This window comes from Marinobacter sp. Arc7-DN-1 (assembly GCF_003441595.1).
GTDB classification, from domain to species: domain Bacteria; phylum Pseudomonadota; class Gammaproteobacteria; order Pseudomonadales; family Oleiphilaceae; genus Marinobacter; species Marinobacter metalliresistant.
The window spans coordinates 820,843-844,987 of record NZ_CP031848.1; the positions used below are offsets into that span (position 1 = coordinate 820,843).

Annotated in this window: 21 protein-coding genes; 10 read left to right on the forward strand and 11 right to left on the reverse strand. The window is 58.4% G+C overall.

The features are described 5' to 3' along the window. Positions 1 to 46 precede the first annotated feature (46 nt). Genes D0851_RS03840 through D0851_RS03855 form a run of 4 tightly spaced genes read left to right on the forward strand, consistent with a single transcriptional unit; the run spans position 47 to position 3,988 of the window. Positions 47 to 562 carry a FixH family protein gene (locus D0851_RS03840; protein ID WP_117617439.1) on the forward strand — a complete coding sequence of 172 codons (516 nt, stop codon included), beginning with the start codon at positions 47 to 49 and terminating at the stop codon, positions 560 to 562. Continuing rightward, complete coding sequence (locus D0851_RS03845) at positions 559 to 3,006, forward strand: heavy metal translocating P-type ATPase (protein WP_117617440.1); 2,448 nt, start codon at positions 559 to 561, stop codon at positions 3,004 to 3,006. Before D0851_RS03840 ends, D0851_RS03845 begins: the two co-directional genes overlap by 4 nt. 38 nt (positions 3,007 to 3,044) lie before the next feature. Further along, entirely contained in the window at positions 3,045 to 3,302 is a 258-nt protein-coding gene (ccoS, locus tag D0851_RS03850; RefSeq protein WP_117617441.1) for a cbb3-type cytochrome oxidase assembly protein CcoS, read from the forward strand. After that, positions 3,299 to 3,988, forward strand: coding sequence for a sulfite exporter TauE/SafE family protein (locus tag D0851_RS03855; protein ID WP_117617442.1), 690 nt, complete (start codon positions 3,299 to 3,301; stop codon positions 3,986 to 3,988). Before ccoS ends, D0851_RS03855 begins: the two co-directional genes overlap by 4 nt. A 13-nt stretch (positions 3,989 to 4,001) precedes the next feature. On the opposite strand, the gene ttcA is transcribed toward D0851_RS03855, so the two are convergent. Then, the gene (ttcA, locus tag D0851_RS03860) at positions 4,002 to 4,916 is read right to left on the reverse strand and encodes a tRNA 2-thiocytidine(32) synthetase TtcA (RefSeq protein ID WP_117620269.1); all 915 of its coding nucleotides are present in this window, start codon (positions 4,914 to 4,916) and stop codon (positions 4,002 to 4,004) included. A 230-nt stretch (positions 4,917 to 5,146) separates the two neighbouring features. Between ttcA and D0851_RS03865 the strand changes: the two genes are divergently transcribed. Continuing rightward, positions 5,147 to 5,791, forward strand: coding sequence for a DNA-J related domain-containing protein (locus D0851_RS03865; protein WP_227539438.1), 645 nt, complete (start codon positions 5,147 to 5,149; stop codon positions 5,789 to 5,791). 50 nt (positions 5,792 to 5,841) lie between these two features. Then, positions 5,842 to 6,873 carry a polysaccharide deacetylase family protein gene (locus D0851_RS03870; protein ID WP_117617444.1) on the forward strand — a complete coding sequence of 344 codons (1,032 nt, stop codon included), beginning with the start codon at positions 5,842 to 5,844 and terminating at the stop codon, positions 6,871 to 6,873. A 31-nt stretch (positions 6,874 to 6,904) separates the two neighbouring features. Here D0851_RS03870 and D0851_RS03875 read toward each other — a convergent pair whose 3' ends face one another. The 10 genes from D0851_RS03875 to D0851_RS03920 form a co-directional block, all read right to left on the reverse strand. Beyond that, positions 6,905 to 7,954, reverse strand: coding sequence for a MalM family protein (locus D0851_RS03875; RefSeq protein ID WP_117620270.1), 1,050 nt, complete (start codon positions 7,952 to 7,954; stop codon positions 6,905 to 6,907). Positions 7,955 to 7,987: 33 nt separating this feature from the next. Next, on the reverse strand, positions 7,988 to 9,613 hold the full coding sequence (locus tag D0851_RS03880; protein WP_117620271.1) for an OmpP1/FadL family transporter: 1,626 nt from the start codon (positions 9,611 to 9,613) through the stop codon (positions 7,988 to 7,990). A gap of 38 nt (positions 9,614 to 9,651) precedes the next feature. Beyond that, complete coding sequence (locus D0851_RS03885; RefSeq protein WP_117617445.1) at positions 9,652 to 10,662, reverse strand: transporter; 1,011 nt, start codon at positions 10,660 to 10,662, stop codon at positions 9,652 to 9,654. Between the two features lie 53 nt (positions 10,663 to 10,715). Beyond that, positions 10,716 to 11,516 (reverse strand): C39 family peptidase, encoded by an 801-nt coding sequence (locus D0851_RS03890; protein WP_117617446.1) that lies wholly within the window; start codon positions 11,514 to 11,516, stop codon positions 10,716 to 10,718. Positions 11,517 to 11,787: 271 nt separating this feature from the next. Then, entirely contained in the window at positions 11,788 to 13,257 is a 1,470-nt protein-coding gene (locus D0851_RS03895) for an SLC13 family permease (RefSeq protein WP_117617447.1), read from the reverse strand. A 49-nt stretch (positions 13,258 to 13,306) separates the two neighbouring features. Continuing rightward, positions 13,307 to 13,912 carry a DUF2238 domain-containing protein gene (locus D0851_RS03900; protein ID WP_117617448.1) on the reverse strand — a complete coding sequence of 202 codons (606 nt, stop codon included), beginning with the start codon at positions 13,910 to 13,912 and terminating at the stop codon, positions 13,307 to 13,309. A gap of 57 nt (positions 13,913 to 13,969) precedes the next feature. Beyond that, positions 13,970 to 15,175 (reverse strand): efflux RND transporter periplasmic adaptor subunit, encoded by a 1,206-nt coding sequence (locus tag D0851_RS03905; protein WP_117617449.1) that lies wholly within the window; start codon positions 15,173 to 15,175, stop codon positions 13,970 to 13,972. A 32-nt stretch (positions 15,176 to 15,207) separates the two neighbouring features. Continuing rightward, the gene (locus tag D0851_RS03910) at positions 15,208 to 17,577 is read right to left on the reverse strand and encodes an ABC transporter permease (protein ID WP_117620272.1); all 2,370 of its coding nucleotides are present in this window, start codon (positions 17,575 to 17,577) and stop codon (positions 15,208 to 15,210) included. A gap of 21 nt (positions 17,578 to 17,598) precedes the next feature. Further along, complete coding sequence (locus D0851_RS03915; RefSeq protein ID WP_227539439.1) at positions 17,599 to 18,309, reverse strand: ABC transporter ATP-binding protein; 711 nt, start codon at positions 18,307 to 18,309, stop codon at positions 17,599 to 17,601. A 25-nt stretch (positions 18,310 to 18,334) separates the two neighbouring features. Then, positions 18,335 to 18,655, reverse strand: coding sequence for a TraR/DksA family transcriptional regulator (locus D0851_RS03920; protein ID WP_117617451.1), 321 nt, complete (start codon positions 18,653 to 18,655; stop codon positions 18,335 to 18,337). Positions 18,656 to 18,812: 157 nt separating this feature from the next. Between D0851_RS03920 and D0851_RS03925 the strand changes: the two genes are divergently transcribed. The 4 genes from D0851_RS03925 to D0851_RS03940 all read left to right on the forward strand — a co-directional run bounded on the left by D0851_RS03925 (position 18,813) and on the right by D0851_RS03940 (position 24,141). After that, positions 18,813 to 19,145, forward strand: a complete 333-nt coding sequence (locus D0851_RS03925; protein ID WP_117617452.1) for a phasin family protein — start codon at positions 18,813 to 18,815, stop codon at positions 19,143 to 19,145. A 9-nt stretch (positions 19,146 to 19,154) separates the two neighbouring features. Further along, positions 19,155 to 20,957: a PHA/PHB synthase family protein gene (locus D0851_RS03930; RefSeq protein WP_117617453.1), complete on the forward strand. Its 1,803-nt coding sequence runs from the start codon at positions 19,155 to 19,157 to the stop codon at positions 20,955 to 20,957. A 31-nt stretch (positions 20,958 to 20,988) separates the two neighbouring features. Beyond that, positions 20,989 to 22,713, forward strand: coding sequence for a diguanylate cyclase domain-containing protein (locus D0851_RS03935; RefSeq protein WP_117617454.1), 1,725 nt, complete (start codon positions 20,989 to 20,991; stop codon positions 22,711 to 22,713). Positions 22,714 to 22,776: 63 nt separating this feature from the next. Next, complete coding sequence (locus tag D0851_RS03940) at positions 22,777 to 24,141, forward strand: sodium:solute symporter family transporter (protein WP_117617455.1); 1,365 nt, start codon at positions 22,777 to 22,779, stop codon at positions 24,139 to 24,141. Positions 24,142 to 24,145: the final 4 nt, after the last annotated feature.

The window sequence follows — 24,145 nt, forward strand, 5'->3', positions numbered from 1 at the left end:
CCTTCATTTCGCGGCGATTCCAATTTTTAAAACGGGACATTGATTTATGACTACTGAAACACAAACAGGCCCCTGGTATCGTCAACCCTGGCTCTGGTTCCTGCTTATGTTCCCCGCAGCGTCAATCGTTTATTGCGCCATCGCGATTACGGTTTCCCTGAATATGGATAATTCGTTGGTGACGGACGACTGGTCCAAGCAAGGCCGCGGTATCAATATGTCCATTGCACGGGACGAGAAAGCTGCCAACCTGAGTATGGAAGCCCAGATTGATTTCAACAAACGGAACGTCACCATCAACCTGAATACCGCTGATGGCCCTGCGGATTTTCCGTATCTCGTCCTTAACCTGTTTCATCCCACTCTGTCGGGCCAGGACCGTATCGTCCAGTTCAAACAGATTGCCCCGGGCAAGTTCGTCGGCCAGCTTCATGAAGACATTAAAGGCCGCTGGTACTACGACCTTCGGGGGCCAGCCAATGAATGGCGCCTGAAGGGCGAAACCCAGCTACCCTCGAAAAGCGGAATCACGGTCAAAGCTGCGGAGTATGCCCAAGGTTGACCACCCTGGATTGCTTTCATTGCGGCGAGCCAGCCGACGGTGAGCCGCCCATCACCCTTGAACTCGATGGTACCACCCGCCATTTTTGCTGCCAGGGCTGCAAGGCGGTTTGCCAGACCATCCACAATGAGGGTCTGACCGGGTTCTACGAATTCCGGACAGAGGCTGCGGTTACCCCAAAGCAGCTGACTCCTGCAGAGGTGAGCCGCCTGAGAGAAATGGACCATCCACTGGTTCAGGCATCGTTTGTTGCTCCCGTCAAAGGCGCCCAGGAAGCCCAGTTACTGATCGGTGGTATTACCTGCGCTGCCTGCATCTGGCTACTGGAAAACCACCTGAAAAAGCAGCCGGGCGTAGTGTCCTTCTCGGTCAATCACACCACTCAGCGGGCAAGGCTGGTTTGGTCCCAGAATCAGGCGCCGCTGAGCGACCTGCTGATTGCCATCCACGAACTGGGATATACCGCCCGCCCCTACCAGGCAGACGAAGCTGAACAGGCCCTCAAGGCCGAACACCGTTCCATGCTGATCCGGCTCGCGATTGCCGGCATTGGCTCCTTCCAGAGCATGATGCTGGCGTTTCCTCTGTATTTTGAGCTGGTTAACGACCTGTCCCCGCAGTTTGTCAGCTTCTTCCGCTGGTTCAGTCTGCTGGTCGCCACACCGGTGGTTTTCTACAGTGCCGCGCCTTTTTTCAGGAACGCCCGGCGCGATATCCTGAGCCGGCAACTGACCATGGATGTACCCGTTGCTCTCGCCATCGGTCTTGCCTATCTCGCCAGCGCCTGGGTAACCGTGTTTGGTGGCGAGGAGGTGTACTTCGAGTCTGTGGTCATGTTCACCTTTTTCCTGCTCCTGGGACGCTACGTTGAGGTTCAGGCCCGCTATCGCGCCGGGCTGACAGGCAATGCTCTTGCCGGCTTCCAGCCAACCGTGGCGACGCTGGTGACGGGTGATGATTCGGAGATTGTGCCCGCCCACCAGGTAAAACCAGGCGATACGATCCGCGTGCGGCCGGGAGAAACCCTGCCTATTGATGGCGAGATTGTCCGGGGCCAGTCAACCCTCAACGAGGCAGCCCTGACCGGCGAGTATCTGCCGGAGACCCGGTTCCCCGGGGACCCGGTCCATGCCGGCAGCGTCAACGGTGAAAACCCCCTGGACATCCGGGTGGTGAAAGCCGGCTCCCAGACCCGCCTCTCCGGCATTCTGAGGATTCTGGACCGGGTGCAGTCAGAGAAACCCCAGGTAGCGAGGATGGCCGACAGAATGGCGGGCAAGTTCGTTGGCCGGGTATTGATCCTCGCGCCCATTGTTTGGGTGGGTTGGTGGCTGGCCGGTGCCGATAATGCTTTCGACATTACCCTCTCAGTCCTGGTCGTTACCTGTCCCTGCGCATTGTCGCTCGCAACACCCACCGCCATCACCTCGGCAACAGTCAAGCTTCGCCGCCTTGGTTTCCTGCCAACCCGGGGGCATACCCTGGAATCGATGAACACCGTTGATACCGTGGTATTTGATAAAACCGGGACCCTGACCCGGGGTGAGCTGAGCCTCGTGGAAACCGACATTGTCGGCAGCATGGACGAACAAACCTGCCTCAGGCTCGCTGCCGGGCTGGAAAAATACTCCGAACACCCGATTGCCAGGGTTTTCCATAAACGAACCGCCGCCGCGGTCGAACGCGTGGAGAACCACCTTGGCGGTGGACTTTCCGGAAAGCTGGAAGGTCTCGCACTTTTTATTGGCCACCGGGGATTTGTAGAACAACATACTGGGGCGCCTTTCCCGGATACCGGGCAGCACAGGGGTATGGAAGTCTGGCTGGCGTCTGACAAGGAATGGCTGGCCTGTTTCAGGCTGGACGATCAACCCCGTGACGATGCCCGCTCAGCCATCAGGGCTTTGCAGAAGGAAGGCATTCACACACTGCTCCTGAGCGGCGACCGCTCGGGCCATGTCGATCGGATTGCCGCCCTTCTGGGGATTGATGAAGCCGTCGGCCAGGCCTCCCCGGAAGATAAGCTCGCAGTGCTTGAAAAGCTGAGGGCCGAGGGGCGACAGATCATGATGGTGGGTGACGGGTTGAACGACCTGCCCTCCATGGCCGGAGCCGGCATTTCGGTTGCGATGGGCACCGCCGCAGACCTGACCCAGCTGAAAGCCGATGCAGTACTGCTCAACGGCCAACTATTACAGCTGGTTGAAGCCCTGAAAACCAGCCGCCAGACCCGCAAGGTTATCCGCCAGAATCTGTGGTGGGCCCTTGGCTACAATGTATTCGCACTGCCACTCGCTGCGGCTGGCATGGTGCCGCCCTGGCTGGCCGCGATCGGCATGTCGCTCAGTTCACTGGTCGTTGTCCTTAACGCCCTGAGACTCGGCAAAGCCCCTGGCGAGGGACATCCGGACAATCGCCCGGTTGGCGCCCGGACGCTGGCCTGATAACGTGCCCCTATACTCTTTTCCGCGAGGTTTAACCCGTGCAAATCGTAATGTTCCTGGTTCCGGTAATGCTCATACTGGTGACGCTGGGGATCGCACTGTTCTCATGGGCCGTCAAAAACGGCCAGTATGACGACCTTGAAGGTCCCGCCCACCGGATACTCTACGATGATGACAAGGACATGATTCCGGACGAAGCCCGGACCGATAAGCCGGCGGACAAAAAAACCACCGGGCAGACAACCGAGGCCGGCGCAAAGACCAAATCAGGAGAGGATGAGCCGAAACAAGGATGAGCCCGGAACTCTACCTCAGCTATCCAAGCGCTTTCCTGATCGGCCTGCTCGGCAGCACTCACTGCCTGGGAATGTGCGGAGGCATCAGTGCCTCACTTTCCATGGCCCTGCCGGTTGGCAGGGGCTTCCGGCTTCGGCAGTCGGTCATGCTGCTTGCCTTCAATTTTGGTCGCATCGGCAGTTACGTCCTGATCGCAACCCTGGTTGCACTGGCCAGTACCTTCGCCGCCAGTCAGTGGGAGCTGGCTGGCCTGGTCCTGCGGACCCTGGCGGGCGTATTGCTGATTTTCATGGGTCTGTCCATGGGCCAGTGGTGGCAGGGAATCCGGCATATCGAGCGCGTCGGAGCACCGATCTGGAGCCGACTGTCTCCCCTGACCCGACGTTTCCTGCCGGTAAACCACGGCGGACAGGCACTGGCCCTGGGTGCGCTCTGGGGCTGGCTGCCCTGCGGCCTGGTGTACAGTACCCTGGGCTGGGCAGCATTGCAGCCGACGGTGGGTTCGGCTGCTTTGACCATGCTGTTTTTCGGGCTGGGAACCCTGCCGTCCATGCTGGCAACAGGGTATGCAGCAGGCTGGATCCGGGGTTTGCAGAAACACCGGTTATTCCGGAAAGTCACCGGCGCCCTGCTGATTCTGTTCGGCGTCTGGACGCTGCCATTCCAGTATCTGGTCGGGCATTAATGCGCGGCTTTGCCTAGATATTCAGCACATCCAGGCGACCAAAGCTGCTTGCCTCTTCCGGTTCCGCCGTCTGCACCGCCTGGCGTTTGCCGCCCAGCCGTCTGCCCTCCCGGAAATCGTACAGGTTGGTATCCGCCAGGTGTGAAGGTTCAACGTTGCACATGGCGCGGAACATGGTTTCAAGGCGCCCGGGGTGCTGCTTGTCCCAGCTCTGGAACATATCCTTGATCACCTGGCGCTGGAGGTTTTCCTGGGAACCGCAGAGGTTACAGGGGATGATCGGAAACTCCCTGAGGGCGGCGTAGCGGGCAATGTCCTTCTCACGACTGAACGCCAGCGGCCGGATGACCGTATTGCGGCCATCGTCGCTGTGGAGCACTGGCGGCATCGACTTGAGTTTGCCGCCATAGAACATGTTCAGGAACAGGGTTTCCAGAAGATCGTCCCTGTGGTGGCCCAGGGCAATCTTGGTAACGCCGTGCTCCTCCGCGAAATTATAGAGAATTCCGCGACGTAGGCGGGAACACAGGCCACAGGTGGTCTTTCCTTCCGGCACTTTTTCCTTAACAATACTGTAGGTGTCCTTCTTGATGATGTGATACTCGATACCCATGGACTCAAGGTATTCGGGCAGTACCTCTTCCGGAAACCCGGGCTGCTTCTGGTCAAGATTGACGGCAATCAGCTCAAACGAAACCGGCGCGCTTTTCTGCAGGTTAAGCAGAATGTCGAGCATGGCGTAAGAGTCTTTACCGCCGCTGAGACAACACATGACTTTGTCACCGGCTTCAATCATCGAGAAATCGGCAATCGCCTGCCCGACTTCGCGGCGCAGACGTTTCTGCAGCTTGTTCAACTCCAGTTTCTGGCGGCGTTCGCGCTCTGGGTTGAGAGACTGTTCGGAACTGGCGATCATTGCTTCGGGCATACCAACTACGTTCATAAGGCCGTTCATAAGGCAAGTGGACGTGGGATTATACGCGTCACATGGATTCAGGGACAGGTTACCAACATGGATATGGTGCAACCGGGTAAAGAAGCCACCGGGAAACGGGAACACAATCGCATAGGGAACCGAAAGGCCATCCTGGCTGGAGTCACTTCCCTGAGGGACCCGAGTCCCCTACCATTGGGCTTATGACAGATTACTACTCCAGCATGAGTTCCTCATCCCCCCGGGCGATCGAAACCGATGCCCTGCTTGAGCACCAGATTCAACATCTTCTGGTCGCCGTGGAGCATGAACTTCGAACGGCGCCTGCGGGAATGAGCGAGCTGTCGCTGATCAAGTCGCTCCAGAGACCACCGTGGAAACTTCTCGGCGAAGTCACTTTCAACGAACCGGAAAAGCTCTACCCGGTTCATTTTCTGTTGTTCCACGTATTATACCGGCTGCGTGACCAGTTGTCCGACACGGGTGAAAGTCTCCGGATTTCACCGCTGAATATCTGCCTGGAAACCCAGAAGGTCATCGGTGGCAAAGGGGTACCAGATGGTGTCGACACACTTCGCCAATTCTATCTCGACCTTTCCCAGTACCATTTGCCGGAAGACGCAATACACCAGATGATGGATGATTTCTGGGCCGGTCGCCCTGGCAAGGGCCCGGCACAGGCAGAAACGAAAGCCGCCGCCGAGGTACTGGGTTTTGAGGCCTTGCCATCGGATTTCCCCTCCGTGAAGCAACGTTTTCGACGCGCGGTTATGCGGGCGCACCCTGATCGGGGGGGCAACACGGAAACTATCCAGCATCTGAATGAAGCGTTCGCCGTTCTCAGAGCCCATTTTCGCCACAGCACCTGATCGATCTTGAAAAAAGATCTGTTTTCGGTTCAGTCAATTCAGGAGACACAATGCCGATCAAAGCACTCGCTAAACCGCTTGCCGTGTTTTCACTGTTGGCGACAGCCTTTCCAGCATGGGCTGATCTCGTCGTGCTCCAATACCACCATGTGAGCGATGCCACGCCGCCGGCGACCTCCACATCGGTCTCGCTATTCGAAGGCCAACTCGAAATGATTTCGGATCTGGATATTGAGGTCGTCAATTTGCTCGACGGTACAAGGAAAACTCTCGCTGGCGGGGACGAAAGTGACAACCGCATCGCCATCACTTTTGATGATGCCTACGAGTCCGTCTATTCAGAGGCAGCGCCCTTGCTGGCGTCGAAAGGCTATCCCTATACCATATTCGTGAACACCCAGGCCGTAGGGCGCAACGGCTACATGACCTGGGATCAGATACAGGAACTTGCCGGACGTGAAGGCATCACCATAGCCAACCACAGTGCCGACCATGGCCACCTTGCGAAAAAGCCCGGCGAGACAGACAGCAAATGGCAAACCCGCGTCTCGAACAGTCTCGACTCTGCCCAGGAAACCCTTGCCGACGAGCTCGGTACCAATGCCCCCCTGTTCGCTTATCCCTACGGTGAGTTTGACGAAGCACTTGAAAAGGAAATTGCAGCGCGCGGTTGGTATGGTTTCGGCCAGCAATCCGGCGCCATTGGGTCAAAATCCGCCCCCACGCGGTTACCCCGTTTTCCGATGGCCAATGCCTACGGGCAGCTGGGCAGCCTTGATGACAAACTTCGCAGTAAGGCCTTTCCTGTAAGTGCCGGAGACCTGCCCGATGGCGTGATCTCCGACAACCCACCGACACTGACTTTTCCGCTGATTTCCCCCATTGATGCCAACCAGCTGACCTGCTTTGCCTCAGGCAAGGGGCGGATCGGTTTCGAGGTGATTGACGGCAACGTGAGAGTGCAGGCCCCGGACAGCTTCAACAGCCGGCGTTTTCGCTACAACTGTACCCACCCTGCCGGTGATGGCAGCTACTACTGGCTGTCGCAACAGTGGCTGGACCTGAGCAAACCCGAGGACTGAGAGAACTGAGAGAACTGAGAGGACAGCGACGTCAATCCTCCAGTTGCATCAGTCCGATTTCGCCCTCGCTGACATGTGGGATTTTCCGGGGGCCGGACGGTGTTTCAATAACGGTCTGGCCGCTCAGGTCCTCCGCACGCGTGAACACGACCATCCATCGCTCCCCCCGGGCCGGAAACGCGGGTATCCATGCCTCCAGATAGCCGCGACGGCGCCAGTTCTCAGGCTCAAAATCCATCACCAGATCCGTCACCAGCCTGAGCGGCTTCATCTGGTCATCAAGAAACACCAGCGATGGCACCAGCACCCCGTTTCTGGCGTAGGAACGCAGCCGCATGACAAAACTGTCAATTCTGTCCGGCCCGGGAAGTTCAACCACCTGATAGGGGCTCGGACCCGTCAGAAATGGATGTACCTGCGAGCTTTCCGTTAGGGCAATTCCGAACTCCCGGCCCGACTGCCAGCTTTCACGATGACGAATGTCCATCGATTCACAACAGGCCTCAGAGAAGCGGGAGAAGTAATCGCTGATGGCGGGTTCAATACCCAGGATTGTAAAAGCGTCCGGATCATGGCCGGGCACCCGTGCACGGTCCGCTGTGTCCGGACCGGCATGATAAACGCGGGCCTCGGTAATCCGGACAGGCGGCGCTACCAGACCTTTCTGGCGATCGGAGCGGGTATCCGGCTGGTAATAGTCGACCCTGACATTGCCTTCGGCGTCCCGCCAGGTGAAGTAGGGTTGCCGTTCGCCGGGGCGAACGTAACCGTCCTTTTCAAGCTGGCCGGCGTCCGGGTAATTCTCAAGGGTGTATTCCGTTTCTTCCCGCAACTCCGGCTTCGGTCCGGTTCCTGCGGGGGCCGGGGCAGCGGCATCGGTACCGCCTTCTTCCCCGGTTGGTTGTTCCGGTTCTTCACCCGTGGCGCCGGCAATGGGTGAGTATCTCACCCTGCCCTGCTCATCCACCCAGGTAAAATAACCCTCTCGCTCGGATACGACCGAACCCCCGATCTGGCAACCCGCCAGCGACGTTGCCAGCAGCAGGGGTAATATCCGTTTTAGTCTGGAGCCGTTAGTCACTGACAATCACTACCCCCGGGTTCGAAATCGTCTTCAGAATTTGGTCCGGAAACTGAGGCCAGCCATTACAACCCGAAGCGAGGTTTTCACGTCCAGGCCAGCGTAGGGGTTATAAATGATATTGGAAATATTGTCACAGTTCAGGTTGCAACTGCCGTTGGCGGGTATCGACTCCACCGACTGAAGATAGCTGAGGTTCATATCAATCTCTGTGTTCTTGTCCCACCGATACCCCATACCGATGCTGTACAGGTTAGCACCCCCGAACGGCGCCATCACCTGCCGCTGGTCATCCGGGATAACCGAATCCCGGATTTCGACCCCCGCCCGCAGGTCCAGACGGGTCGACGCATGAAATTCCATCCCGAAAGCCCAGTTCCACTGACTCTTGAACCCCAGTGGCAGTCTCAGGGTATTCGGCGTGGCGTTATCCGGCGACAGGATCCGTGCCGCGTTCAGGAATTCAAGGTTGCGGTCAAAGCGGAAGACAAAGGCGTCCCATTGCTTGTAGTCGGTCCAGCCAATGTCTGTGTTCAGGGTCAGTTTCGGGTGCACGTCGACACTGATACCGGTCTGGAAATGCTGGGGATAAACCAGGTCCATGCTGACATTGCCGGCCTCCTTGGGGGCACCGGAGGGAAGACTCAGAATGGCCGAGGTAATGGCACCCAGCACCGAACCGTTGACGCTTTGCCAAAAGCCGGACCAGTCATCCGTATACTGGATCTCGAAGGTACCCTTCATGTTCATTTCAGCTTCGGAGGTATAGCTTGCCCCCCAGCTGAACCAGTCGGTCGGCTCCCACATGACGCCCAGCGCATAAGTGGGCGACAGCGTTTCCTGCACATTGATGCTCAGGGCGCCAATATCATCCCAGGGGCCAACATTACCACCACACAGCGCAAGCCATGGCTGCAGCGGTTCGTCACCGCTTTCACAATTAAAGGCATCCTGAAGGACTTCCGCCACGCCCAGCAACATGTTGGGCGCCCGCATGTACTGATCCGCGGCGATCCCCATCTGCGACAGATGAATACCGGCGCCAACCGACCACTGGTCGTTGATCTCGTAACCAACCGTTGGTGACAGATAGGTCGTTCTCTGCAAGGCGGTGGCCTGGGGCTGATACCGGCCCGGATCGTCCTTGTCCCGATAGAAACCCGCCGCCAGCGGCAGGTAAAACGCATTCCCGAAGGTCAGTTTGGACCCGGGCGAATTGATGCTGATACCCGCCGAAGGCGCAATAGCCGGCCCCGGCGGCGCCCTCAGAATGCCATAGCCCGGTAGATACAGAGCCACGTTGTTGGAATGGCTGTGGGTATTGGCAACCGGGTCCCTTTGCTTGCCCGTCCGGGGATCAATCTCCAGCCCGTCTATGCCAAAAATCTCGTAGCCTTCAGGCGCCGTGAAATCCGCGTCGATATCCAGGTAGACGCTCATCAGATTCACTTCCAGTTGACGACCGTCCAGCTTGGTCAGACCCGCCGGATTGTAGTGAATCGCCATGATGCCCGGTGGGTCAGCGGTGACGGCATTGCCGAGCGCCAGCGCCTTGGGATGAATGGTCAGGTTCTGCGCAAGCTGGGCCTGGGTACCACACGAGATGGTCGTGGCAATCAGGGCCGCGAGAATCCGACGGTTGTGGCTTTTCTGTGCCATGAAATCCTTCCCTTCCCGTAATTCGTCAACGACACCAATCACTCTTTGAGGCCGGAGAAGTTAATGGGCAGGGATACCCCCAGGGAAAAGTCCGGCGCATCCTCGGTGAGGCCAATGCCAAGGCTGGTGTTGACTATTGTGGTATCGCTGACGCGAGTACCCAGGGACAGGCTCAGAAAACCGGTCATCTGGTCCTGAGCCACCGCCTGATCGCCATTCGAGAAGCTCAGCACGGTCTCGTCGGTGTAGCTGAGCTGAGCTGAAATACTGAGGGAGATGTCATAGGACAGTGAATAGGCGAAGCCGGCCGAACCCGACAGCCCGAATCCGGGATCCACGTTCGTCAGCAGCCGTGCTCCCCGGACTTGCTGAAGGTCTTCCGCAGGCAGGTTATAGGTGGCGCTCACCGAACCGAAGATCACCACCGGATCCAGCACCTTGGACAGACTCGCGCCGCCACCGATTGAATAATAGCCGCTGCCAGTGGAGAGTTGTTCGTTGATATCGATCTCGTAGGGGCTGACGCCGGTCTTGCTCGTCAGGGTTCCGAACAGGGTGGTCGACATCTTGCCGGGCACATAGGCAAAGGGCTGCCAGCGGCCGGTAAAGGAGATGTCACCGAAATCGTAAACGTTCAGTTCATCCTGGGTGTCATACTTGACCACCAGTGGAATACGGGTACCAACCGTCAGGTTATCAAGCAGGCCGTAGTCGTAGGTAAAGGAATTGGTGAAATTGTGGGTGGCCGACGGCACCACATCAAGGTTCCTCACCGAGCCGTTGGTAATGGCAAGGTCCAGCCGCTGGTCGGCGGTATAGGAATAGTCGAATGAGTAATTCAGGTAGTGAGACCCCTTCCTCTGAAGGGAATAATTCTTCTCCGCAGCCTGGAAGACCTCTTCCAGCTGCTGTGACGCATCCTCGTCTCCCTCCTGTTTGGCCAGCGCCTCCCGCGCCTGATCCACACTTCCTTCATCCGCCAGGGTCATGCCCGAAAGCGGACCTGCCATGGAAACAAGGATAACGCCTCGCGCAAACCAACGATTCATCCTGACTCCCTTTCTTATTAGTAATTTTCCTGACGCCGGTGAACCCCGGCAAGTTAGTTACGACGGTAAAACAACTGCTTCCGGGTATTCTCGACGCTGCCATCGGGATTGTTTTTCTGGCGCTCCAGCAGATTCTGGATGCGCCTCTCAGTGGATTCGTGAAATTCCGGTATCCTCTCCAGCGCCAGCAACGTCATGGTCTGGTCGTCCACAAAGCGAAGGTCTTCCTCTTTCAGCTCCAGGTTGTCCAGGGGCTTGTCACCTCCCGGAAATACTATGAACAACACGTTGTCGTCCCATTTTTCCCTGAACTGCTCAAGCGTGAAGGAGATATTGCCAACGGAGGGGTCGGCGAGGTAAACGCGCCCGTCCCGGATCGCGCGTAGCACGACGAAGTGTTTGAAACCCGCATGATGAATCGGAACGATTGCCGGGTGGTCCAGATCCTTGAGGTCATCAATGGTGGCCCGGAACCCCCCTGACGGATAACCCAGAGCAGTAACCAGCCGCTTCATGTCGAGCATGGAAAACGCCCGGCGTTCGACAATTCGCTCGCTTTCTCCGTAATGCAGCAGCCCCTCCATGACCTGCCGTTCCGACAACGTTCGCCCCAGGTAGAAATTCAGCACGGTGGTCAGCGCGGCACTGCCACAACTGTAGTCATAGGCCTGGCGCACGATATTCCGGAACTTCTGCTCAATGAGCGGTTCAATCCGCACATCGAAGTGCAGCTCTACGGGGCTGGAATCCACATCCTGTTCAATGACAACAGCCCCTCTTTCAAAGGGCTCCACCACAGTTGCTTCCTGCGCCATGGCAAAGGTAAGAATGGATCCGGCGAGCACCAGCAGCATGTCAGACGAAGTCCCTGTTTTTATTGGCCACGGTATTTATTGGGTTACATGTTGTTACGGTAAGATACCGAAAAGCCTGTCCCCTTAAAGATAACTGTGCCTCAAATCTGTCGCTGCAGAGGGGGCTTTCCAGAAGGGATTTGAGAACTGGTTCATGGCAACGACCGGGAGGACCCCGGAGTTTGACGGGATAACACGAAAACGGACTCGACAATGACCAGCCACTGTACCTGGGGCCCGGAGGCCAGCGCCTGATTGTCAGCGGTGGGGTTCAGGGAGAGTAGGTGAAAACCAGCCCCAGAAGCAGGTAACTCAGCAGGGTCACCACCACAATCCCCATCAGGTTCAGGGCAAAGCCCGCCCGGATCATGTCGCTGATCTGCATGTGGCCACTGGAAAACACAATCGCATTGGGTGGCGTCGCCACCGGCATCATGAAGGCACAACTGGCTGCGATAGCTGCCGGGACCGTCAGCAGCAGTGGTGATACTCCCTGGCTCATGGCCAGTGCACCCAGCAGGGGCAGAAAGGCGGCGGCCGTTGCAGTATTGCTGGTGACTTCAGTGAGAAAAATAATCACACCTGTCACCATCACGATCATCACAAGTGTTGGCAGGGTGCCCGCCACCCCGAGACTTTGCGCGATCCATTCCGCCAGCCCGGAGCTGCTGATCACGCCGGCCATTGCCAGGCCACCACCGAACAGCAACAGAACCCCCCAGGGGATACCCCTGGCCGTTTCCCAGTCCAGCAGGAACTCCCGTTTGCTGGTATTTACCGGAATAACAAACATGGCAATAGCGGCGGCGATGGCAATACCGGTATCGCTTAACCATGGCATCAGGCTGCCAGATAACAGCGGCCGGAAAATCCAGGCACTGGCAGTGATCAGAAATACTGCGGCAACCAGTTTTTCACCCTTGCCAAGCGGCCCCAAAGCATCAAGCTCCTCCCGTATTGCGCTGCCGCCATCACTGGAATTGCCCAGGTCAAAGTCCCGACGGGTCAGCCACCACCAGGCCAGGGCCAACATAACGATCGTGACCGGAACCCCAAGTAGCATCCATTGGGCAAAGCCGACCGAGATGCCCTGGTTTTCACTCAGATACGCCGCCAGCAGAGCATTGGGCGGTGTACCGATCAGTGTTGCGATGCCGCCGATACTGGCGGAATAGGCAATGGCCAGCAAAAGCGCGGTGGCATAGCGGCGAACCCCCTTGGGATTACCGCTGTCCAACATGCCCACCACCGACAGGCCAATGGGCAGCATCATGATGGCCGTTGCGGTATTGCTTACCCACATGCTCAAAAAAGCGGTGGCCAGCATAAAACCGCCGATCTGCCGACGCGGCTCACTGCCAACGGCCTTCAGGGTCATCAGGGCAATCCGGCGGTGCAGGTTCCAGCGCTGCATGGCAAGCCCGAGTGTGAAGCCGCCCAGGAACAGGAAAATAATCGGATGGGCGTAAGGCGACGTGGCCTGGCCAACGTTCCCGAGCCCGAGCGCCGGCACCAGAACGATGGGCAGCAAGGCGGTGACCGGAATCGGAATGGCTTCCGTTGACCACCAGGTGGCCATCAACAGCATCAGACCCAGGGCTGCCCAGGCTTCTGCGCTCATGGTTTCCGGGGGTGGGAAAATCATTGTTGCCAGCAGAAATGCGGCGCCAAGGATCAGGCCGGCGACCTGGCTGCGTGGAAGTCCATCCGATGTGCTCTGAGCCGGTTGTTGTTCAGACATGCCGCTCTATTCCATTTTCCGGGAGGTGAAATTTGTGACGATCACAACTTTACAGGCCCTGCAATTGACGGTCATGAACACGGCCCAGCAGAATCAGGGCAATAACAGCACCGGACAACGCCCAGGCCATATCCGACTGGGTATCCCACACATAGCCCTGGGTTCCAAGGAAGGCTTCGGCCGCTTCGTCACTCAGCAGGGCCACCCACCACTCAATCATCTCATAGAAGGCACTCAGGGCGAGAGTGAAACAGACGATAAAAAATGATCGCCACCTGCGGCGGGCAAAAACGCCGAACCGAATCACCAGTTCCCGGGCAATGATCGCAGGCACAAAGCCCTGGGCCAGGTGCCCCAGTTTATCGTAGTTGTTGCGCTCCCAGCCAAACCAGTCCCGGAACCAGTCAAATACCGGAACTTCAGCATAGGTATAGTGGCCGCCAACCATCAGAATGATGGCGTGCACCAGTATCAGCTGGTACACCAGCGGCGTGAGCGGATACCGGAAAAAGCACCAGATAACCAAGCCAAAACCGACTGCTGCCGGCAACACCTCCAGCACCCAGGTTGCCCGGTCCTTCGGCTCGATGGCAGACCAGAAAAACACAGCCAGGAATACGACTACCCAGGCCACAGGTGCAAGTCGATTGATCATTCTCTCACTCCAGTATTGTGATTATCGGCCGGGTCGGCGCTGAAGAAAAGGCCGACACTATCGGACTCTCACCCGACTGCCATCTTCCAACTGGCGACCCGGATGGCGGACCACAAGATCGCCTTCGCTCAGGCCGTCCAGAATGACCGTGTAGAACCCATTGGTGCGGCCTGTTGAAACGGTTGTGAGCTCCCCCCGTTCGCCCACCACCCGGAATACAAGGCTCTGGCCATCCTTGCGAAAAATGGCGGACTCGGGGATCTGAAGCTCATCGGCAGAGGCCCAGAGCACGAATTCCGCATCCACCCGATAGCCATCGCCAAGTGTCTCCCAGGCTTCCAGCGGACTGGTGATATCCGCAACCACCTGTACCCGCCTTTCTTCCACGCCAAGCGCGGAGACATCCTCGAATCCGACAGGTTCAACCCGCCTGACTACCGCATCCAGAGTGCCACCACCCCACCCTGTGAGACGCACAGTCACTCCGGGGCTGAGCTTGACAGCGTCGAAGCTCAGGACGTCGATAACTACCTCAAGCGCGCCCGGATCACCCAGCTCCAGGATAGCCTCGCCGGCATGAATTACGCCCTCACTTTTCCGTATAATGCCCAGCACCGAACCATTGACCGGGGACCGAACCGGAACCCGTTCCACGGCGCCATTACCTGAAGCCCTGGCTGCAGAGACTTCAAGGCGGGTTCTGGCGGCTGCCAGTTCGTGTGCCATGACTTCTTCATCAAAACGGGCTGAGCGCAGGATAGCCTGAGCCCTGTCCGAAGCGGCCTTGGCCTGCTGCAAACGCTCTTCGGAGACAAAATGATCACCACGGAGCGCCTGCAGGCGGGCCAGCTCCCGCATCGCCAGATCCGCTTCCGCCTCGGCAGCCGTGGCCTTCTGGCGAGTGGAGTTCAGCGCTGACCGGGCCGACTGAACCTTGGCTTCCGCCTCCGCACGGCTACGGGCATCCAGGGTGCTGGCGGGCATAGGGTCGACCTCGGTGAGCAGTTCTCCGGGGATAACCGGATCGCCCACCTCCAGAAGCACCCGATGGAGGAAGCCAGCCACCGGGGATGAAACCACATACCGGTCCCGAACCCGGGTTCTACCCTCTTCCCTGATGGTTATTTCCATTGGCCCGCGGCTCACCGTTGCCAGATCCACCCACACCGGATCAGGGCGAACGGTGAACACGACTGCTGCGATGGCCAACAACACGAACGCGCCCCAGAACAGCCATTTTCCTGCAAACCGTTTTGCTGCCATAGCGTCAATTCACTCCTTGTTTCCTGCAGCAACTATTCCCGTGTTTTCAGCACGGCCACCAGGTCCAGCGCCTTCAGGCGCCACCACGCAATAACCCCTGAAGCAATCGCAGATACCACCACGACTAACGCCGAAATACCCAGGGTCTGGGAAGTTATGGTCAGCGGCACCCGATAGAGCTCCGTTTGCATGGCCGTGACAATCAACAGCACCAGGCCCTGCCCGATTAACCACCCGAGTGGCACGCCAAGCAGCAGCAACAGCGCCACCTCACCCAACAATATATGCGCAACTTCATTGTGGGTGTACCCGAGTACTCTGAGGCTTGCCAGCTCCCGACCCTTCTCGGCGAGGGATATGCGGATCGTGTTATAAACAACACCGAAGGCGATGATGCCGCCCATCAGACTGTTGAAAAAGGTGAACGTCAGGAAGGTCCGGGCCAGGGTATCGTAGAAGCTGTCCAGCATGGCCTGACGAATACTCAGGCCAAGAACTCCGGGGGTTTCCCGAAGGCTGTCGTAGACTTCCGCCGCTTTGGTGGGATCCAGATTTATCATGGCCTGATTGATCAGGGGCCCATCGCCCAAGGCCCGGTTCAGGGCATCGAGGTTCATGTAGGCGCCCACGCCGAGAAACTCACTGGTAACCCCTGCTACAGGCACCAGTACCGTTCTCCGGTCGCCTTCAAGCAGCTCCAGCTGAAGGGTATCGCCGGGTTTCGCCCCCAGTTCCCGGGCCAGGTAATCCGTCAGCAGAAGTCCCTCGCCCGGAAGGCTTACGCGCTCCAGGTCGCTGTCGACAACATACTGCAGCCGCGCGTCGGCGGGTATCCCGGTCACAGCACTGCGCCATTCCCGATGCCCGAATTTCAGGCGTGCGGGTACCGTGCGCCGGCCCTCAACGTAACGGATCCCCGGTTGGCGTTGTATTCCGTACAGAGCCGAACTGTTCACCGGATCAATGAACGTGGTGGCCAGATCCTGTTGTTGAACCCGTGCAAACTGGGTATGCACCATCAATGACACCGAATCAAACTGGAAATTACCAACCATGACAATGGCCGAGGCCATGGCAACTCCACTCATGGACAGCAGTGTCCGTGCAGGGCGGCGGGAAAGTTGGCGCACGATCATTCGCGATGGCTGGGAAAAACGGATTCCCGAGAGCAGCTTTTCCACCCCGGTAACCCGGTATCTGGCAGGCCCCTCCGGCCTCATGGCCTCAGCAGGCGGCAGGGCCGCCGCCTGCCTGATGGCCCTCCAGGCACCGAGCCACGCGACTACAGTGGTCAGTATGGCCAGTAACACCAGCCAAAGCGGATTGATACGGAACAGCAGGCCGGGGAACCGGTAGAAATCCATATAAAGCTCCCCCAGCGCCCGCCCCAGCCATAATCCCAGGGCAAGCCCGAGCAACAATCCGATAACCGCGATCACAATCACCAGTTTGCTGTAGTGCCAGGCGATCTGGCGGTTGCCGTAACCAAAGGCCTTGAGCACCGCGATAATGTCCCGCTGGGTACTGATCAGCCGGCTGATGACCACATTCAGGAGAAACATGGCCACCCCCATAAAAATCAGGGGAAAAACCGTGGCCATGGTTTTCAGCTGGTTCAGCTCATCACTCAGGAAACGGTGCGAAAACTGGTCATCCCGGCCATAGGCTCCGGTCGCACCGTAGCGAGCCAGTAACCGATCAAGAGCATCCGCCACAGAGGCAACCGAATAGCCCGGCCTGAGCGTAACCACCAGGCTGTTAAACGCGCCCCCCATATCCATGGCGGCTTCCAGAGCCTCTCTGCTCATCCAGAGCACACCGTACCGCTGGTAATCCGGTAGCATTGCGCCAGGCGGAATCACGTAAATGAATTCCGGCGATTCAACAATGCCGGTCAGAATAAGAGCCTGCCGCCGACCATTAATGATGGCCTCGAACCTGTCACCCAGTGACAACTCGTGTGCCTCGGCAAAGCTCCCGATGACCGCGACTTCCTGGTTTCGGCCGGGGGCTGGAAGCCGCCCCTCCCGGATGAAGAGACGATTGATGTCCGGCTGGCCATCCGGGGGGATCGACACCAGCCGGGCCGAGACCGGATCCGCGAAGCCGGGCATCTCCAGTTTGGCGCCGCCCTCCACGCGGCCTTCGTAACGTGCGACACCTGGCAGTTTTTCAATCTCTTGAAGGATATGGCGGGGCGCCCGTTTCAGGGCGGAAAACACCTCTGCGAACTGGTGCTGCTCGTAATACTGGGCCCGGGTTGCCACCAGGGAGGAGTAATTCACCAGGGACATGACACACACGGCCACGCCGCCGGCGATCACGAGGGCAATGGCGAGCACCTGGCCCCGCATCTGCCAGAGCTCCCGGCAAAGTTTGGTGTTCAGTGCATTGCTGGCCATCGCGTTCACTTTTTCGCCCTGTTACCAGGACAGAGTCCGGGGATCCTGGCGCTGATCGTTACGGCGTTCGCCGCTGATATTGCCGTCGGAAAGCGTGATCACACGATCCGCCATGCCGGCTATGGAAGCGTTGTGGGTAATGATAACCGTCGTAGTGCCGGTTTCCCGGTTCGCCTTTTCCAGGGCTTCGAGAACCAACACGCCGGTGGCCGAATCAAGGGCTCCTGTCGGTTCATCGCAAAGCAGCACTTCTGGTCGTTTGGCGATGGCCCGGGCAATGGCAACGCGCTGTTGCTCGCCACCGGAAAGCTGTGCTGGAAAATGGTCGATGCGCGCCTTTAGTCCAACCAGTTCGAGAGCTTCTTCGGGCAACATGGGATTGGACGCAATTTCGGTAACTGCCGCTACATTTTCCCGCGCGGTCAGGCTTGGAATCAGGTTGTAAAACTGGAACACGAAGCCAACGTGCTCCCGGCGGTAGCGGGTCAGTTCACGATCCCCCGCCGCACTAAGGTCAATATCCCGGTAGCAAACCTCACCGGAGGTCGGCACATCCAGTCCGCCGAGGATGTTCAGAAGGGTCGATTTTCCCGAACCTGAGGCGCCCAGCATCACGACAAGTTCACCAGGGTAAAAATCCAGGTCCACCCCCCGGAGTGCGTAAACCTGGACCTCACCCTGACCGTAGGTCTTGGTCAGCCCCCGGGTGTGAAATACCGGTGGCTCTGTCATGGTGCCCGTCCCTGGTTCCATGAGATCAGTCTTCAGCGCAGTCGACACATACGGTGGTGTAGGGCAGCACCTGCAAACGACGGGGGTCAATGGCCTCGCCACAGGATTCGCACTCATCGCCAACGCCGCTCTCGATACGCTCAAGCGCTCGCTCTATCTGTACCAGTTCGGCGCGGGTTTCTGTTTCGAGGGAATCAACCACTTCGTCATTCTGGGTCTGGGCTGCCTGCTCTTCGAAGTCCTTGTCCAGCGCGCCGCCCTCGCGATGCTGATGGGCTTCATAACGGGAAAGCCTGGCCTTCAGGTCTGCTCGCAGTGTTTCCAGTTCCGATTTGCGGTCACTCATATTACGCCTCCTGCCCCGTGCGGATAATCCGGGATATACAAACGTCTACAGTAAAGCATAAGCTGAACCCGGGGTTGATACTTGTCAAATTGCGTAATACTGACTGAGGCAAAATAAGGCTTCATTTAACTGACCTGTATGCAAGGGAGTTGTAGCAATGACTAATGACCTGTTTGAAAAAGCCACGCGCCTGAACGAGACCCTGTTCGAGCAGTTCAGCAAGGCTGCGGAAATGCAGATGAATGCCTTCCGCCGCTATGCTGATGTCACCAGGGAACAGGCCAGGAAAGTTTCTGAAGTACGGGACCTGGAGGGGCTGAAATCCCTGACCGGTGACCAGGCCGAAACCCTCAAGTCCCTCAGCGAACAGTTTACTGCAGACTGGAAAGCCTGGCAGGACTACTTCAACGAAAGCCGGGAGCAATTTCAGAAGGTGTTCGAGAAGGCCCAGGAAGAAACCACAAAACCCGGCCCGAAAGCCGCCAAGTAAGGGATTGTTATGTTCGGCCTGGATACGCTCGGCAAAACCGTCAATCAGCTGGTTAACAGCTTTGAAACCAATGTCCGGCAGGGGCAGCAGCAACTGGAGAAGCTGCTCGGGGATGCAGGCGTCATGGACGACGCGAAACTCTCTACCCTGACTGAAATGTCTGATGCCTACCGGACCATGGCCGAGGATCTGTTGCTCCATCCGCTCAGGTTTGCCGGTGCGGAGCTGGATCTGGCCCGCAAACACCTGGCGCTGAGTTATTACACCCTTGCGCGTTTGGCGGGCAAGGGGGAGCCGCCGGTGGCTGCGCCGGAGCCTGACGACCGGCGTTTCCAGGCTGAAGACTGGCACCGGCATCTGCCTTTTGATGTTCTGCACCAGGCCTACCTGATCAATTCCCGGGCGTTCCTGAACTGGGTGGAAGGTATCGGAGGCATGCCCGAGGCGGGGCGGGACCAGATGCTGTTCTATGGCAGGCAACTGACCAGCCTGCTCTCGCCCTCGAACTTTCCGGCAACCAATCCGGAAGTGCTCAGGATTACCTGGGAGCGCAAGGGCATGAACCTGGTCGATGGGGGCCGCCAGCTGATCGAGGACCTGCGTCAGAACCCGTCACTGTTCAATGTCGGCATGACTGATCGCTCCGCCTTTGAGGTGGGCCGGAACCTGGCAACCACCCCGGGCAAGGTAATCTTTCAGAATGAGCTGATGCAACTGATCCAGTATTCGCCCACAACGGAAACCGTCAGCAAGCGTCCCCTTCTGATCGTGCCTCCCTGGATCAACAAGTATTACATCCTGGACCTGACCACCAGGAACTCCTTCATCCAGTGGCTGGTGAACCAGGGTCAGACCGTTTTTATCATTTCCTGGCGTAACCCCGGGCCCTCGCTCCGGGACAAGGGCTGGGACGACTACATGCAACTGGGGCCATTGGCCGCCATGGATGCGGTAACCGAGACCACCGGCGAAGAACGGATGAATGTCATCGGATACTGCATCGGTGGCACCCTGTTGGGCTCCACTCTCGCCTGGCTGAAGAAAAAGCGGCGCAACCCGGTGGCGAGCGCAACTTATCTGACAACCCTGCTGGATTTTTCGGACCCGGGCGGCATCGGCGTGTTTATCAACGATCACTCCCTCCGGGGGATCGAGCGCATGCTTGAGCGCAAGGGCTATCTGGACGGCCGCGCCATGGCCTTTACCTTCAACCTGCTCCGGGAAAACGAGCTGTTCTGGTCGTTCTGGACCAATAACTATCTGAAGGGACAGAAACCGGCCGCCTTTGACCTGCTCTACTGGAACACCGACGGCACCAACCTGCCGGCGAAGATGCACAGCTTCTATCTGCGGGAAATGTATCTGAATAACCGGCTGGTGCAGCCGGATTCACTGACCCTGGCCGGGGAATCCATCAACCTGTCCGAGATCGATGTGCCATCCTTTTTCCTCTCGGCCAGGCAAGACCATATCGCCAAGTGGAAAACCACCTACAAAGGCGCGCTGGCGCACGGTGGTGATGTTCGCTTTATACTCTCCGGCTCGGGCCATATCGCCGGGGTGATCAACCCGCCTTACAAGGAAAAATATGGCTACTGGACCAACGACACGCTGGTACCGGACGCCGACGACTGGCTCGACAGCTCCGAACACCATCCGGGATCCTGGTGGCCACACTGGCTTGAGTGGATTGCTACGTTCTCTGAAGAGAAAGTACCAGCCCGCGTACCGGGAGATGGCAAACTGCCCGCACTTGAGGACGCTCCCGGGAGCTATGTGAAAGTTAAAGCGGCGGATGCGGCGAAATGTTAGACTGATAATAAAACAAAGGAAAGGAAAGCCCATGGGGCGACCGCTACCAATATCACGCATCATGCACAGCGGTTTTTTGCTGCACTGCTCTCCGGACACCCCCATCGCTGACGCAGCGGCTCAGATGGCAGAGCGCTCGGTCAGCTCGATTCTGATTACCGAAAATGGTCAGGTGACCGGCATCTGGACCGAGCGTGATGCCCTGACAATCGACTTTTCCGAGCCGGCCAGCTTTGAACGTCCGATCAGTTCAGTCATGAGCTCGCCGGTGCTCACCCTGCCCGGGGATATGGATGCGGGCGAGGCCGCCCTGCGGTTTCGGGATACCGGGAAACGGCATTTCCTTATTGTCGATGAGTCCGGTTCACATTTGGGCATCCTGTCCCAGACCGACCTTGCCCTCAATCAGGGACTTGAGCCCTACCTGCGGCTGAGGGAGGTCAGTACCGCCATCCCGCACCCCCCGCTGGTCGTGGATGGGCAGGTTGCCCTCGCTGAGGTTGCGGCGATCATGCATCGGCATCAGGCTGGTGCCGTCGTGGTCGATTGCCATGACGAGGGGCTGGGCATTCTCACCGAAAGGGATATAGTCCGATTGATTGCGTGCAATACCGGTAATGCCCTGGCCGCCGACCTGGCCATCCGGCCATTACTGACCGTCAGCGAATCCGAGCCGTTAATTCGTGCCAGGGACCTGCTGATCAATCACCGGATCCGGCATCTGGCCGTAACCAACAGCCGGGGTGAGGTCACTGGCCTGATTGGCTACAACGACATGCTTGCGGGTGCCGAGCAGATGTACCTGGACGATTTGCGGGAAGCACTGGAGCAACGGGACCAGGCACTTGCGAAATCCCGGCAGACCCTGCAACTGGCGGAGCGGGTGATCGAGTCTTCCTTCGAAGGCATCATGGTGACGGACAGGGACATAAACATTGAGTTCGTCAATCCGGCGTTCACGCTACTCACAGGTTACAGCCAGGACGAAGTTGTAGGGAAAACACCGCAAATCCTGTCCTCGGGCCGTCACGACGACGATTTTTACCAGCGGATGTGGAATTCGCTGGTCACCCATGGCTACTGGCGGGGCGAGATATGGAACCGGCGCAAGACCGGAGAGCTCTATCTGGAGCTGCTGACGATCACCGCCATCACCGATGAAGAGGGCAACACCACCCACTACGCCGGGCTCTTCACGGACATCACCCAGAACAGGAAGAACGAGGAGCAGATCCGCCAACTTGCCTACTACGATGCCCTAACGGGCATTCCGAATCGCCGGCTTCTTGAGGATCGCCTTGAACACGCCATTCGCCATGCCCATCGCCGCTCATCCCTGCTGGCAGTCATGTTCATGGATCTGGACCATTTCAAGGGCGTTAACGACAGGCTTGGCCACGCTGCCGGCGATGAATTACTGCTTCAGTTCACAAGCCGTGTCCAGAGCTGCTTGCGTGAAGACGATACCCTGGCCCGGCTCGGCGGGGACGAATTCATTGTCCTGTTGCCCGATCTGGAACATCTTGACGATGTCTATCGGGTGGCAGAACGATTGATCGCCAGAAACCATGAACCCTACCACATCAACGGCGAGTCCCTGAACGTGGGTTCCAGTATCGGCATCAGCCTTTACCCCCGGGATGGCATTACCGCCTCCGAATTGCTGCAAGGTGCCGACATCGCCATGTATCGGGCCAAGCAGGACGGACGGAACCTGTTCCGGTTATTCAACCCTGCGGTTGCTGAAGACGCCTGATCTCGCCCCGGAATCGCCAGTGTGGCACTATGGCCCGCTGGATGACCGGCGGAGAACCACCTGATGTTTTATACTACCCTCGTGGCGATTGCAGCCGCCATGATCCTGTTTGCCTGGCTCGGGCTCAGAGCTCGTCTCGCTGACGGCGGCCTGGACGATTACGTGACCGCACGGAACAGCCAGGGAGCCAGAGCCCTCGGGCTTTCTTTCCTCGCTTCCGGCATGGGGGGATGGATCCTGTTCGCGCCGCCGGAGGTAGGAGCGTTGGTCGGCCCTCTGGCACTGGCGGGCTATGCCCTTGGCGCCGCCCTGCCGTTTATCGTGTTCGCCTTCTGCGGGCCCGCCATCCGTCATTTCCTGCCCCAGGGCCGCAGCATTGGTGAGTTCGCCCACGCCTGTTACGGCAACGGAGTCCGCCATTACGTTTCCCTGATCTCCGTGCTGTACATGCTCTGTTTCCTGACCGCCGAGCTGACCGCCATTGGTGCGATCACCTCACTCCTGTCCGGCATCAATGGCGGTATTGTGGTAGTGGGTGTTGCGATAACCACACTGATTTACACCGCAGTCGGTGGCCTTCGCGCAAGCATCGTCACTGATCAGTGGCAGGCCCTGTTGTTGATCGCCCTGCTGGCCATTGTCAGTTTCGTTGCTATCGGCAAACTCCCGGAAGCGGCTCCGGCGGCGCTCCCGGACATCCCGACCTCCGCTGCCCTGAGCGTGGCGCTGACCCTGGTGATAGCGGTGACCGCCGCCAACCTGTTCCACCAGGGCTACTGGCAAAGGTTGTGGTCAGCCCGGGATACCGACGCCCTGAGCCGGGGGGCGCTGCTCGGCGGCGTGGTCACCATCGGCGTGGTCGCTGTGGTTGGCGGGCTTGGGATATTGGCGGCCATGAGCGGCGCCGACCTTGGTAATCCGCCGATTCCCTTCTTTGCTTTGCTGGCCGATGCCCCGGCCTGGCTGTCATTGCCAGCACTTATTCTGGCGATCACCCTGGTCGCCTCGTCGGTGGATACACTGCAAAATGCCCTGGCGTCCCTGGCTGTTACCGAGAAACAGGGGCTTTCCATTGTCAGTGCCCGATGGTTCACCGTGCTGCTGATGATTCCGGTGGTTCTGGTGGCACTGCAGGGGATCTCGGTGCTCCGGCTGTTCCTGATCGCCGACCTGCTGTGCGCCACGGCGGTGTTGCCTGTACTGATGGGGCTTTGGAGCAGAATGACCACGCGAGCGGCGATTCTGGGCTGTCTGGCGGGGCTTCTTGGCGCCATTCTGCCGGGTTGGATTGCCGGAGGCAGCTTTATGGCCGGCCTGGAAGCCGCCAGCTTCCCCGGCAGCATCCCAACACTGATGCCGTTTGTTGGTGCCCTTGCGGGCTCCGGAGTGGTTAGTCTCGTGGTCGCAGCTACGACCCCAAAACGTTGAGAGA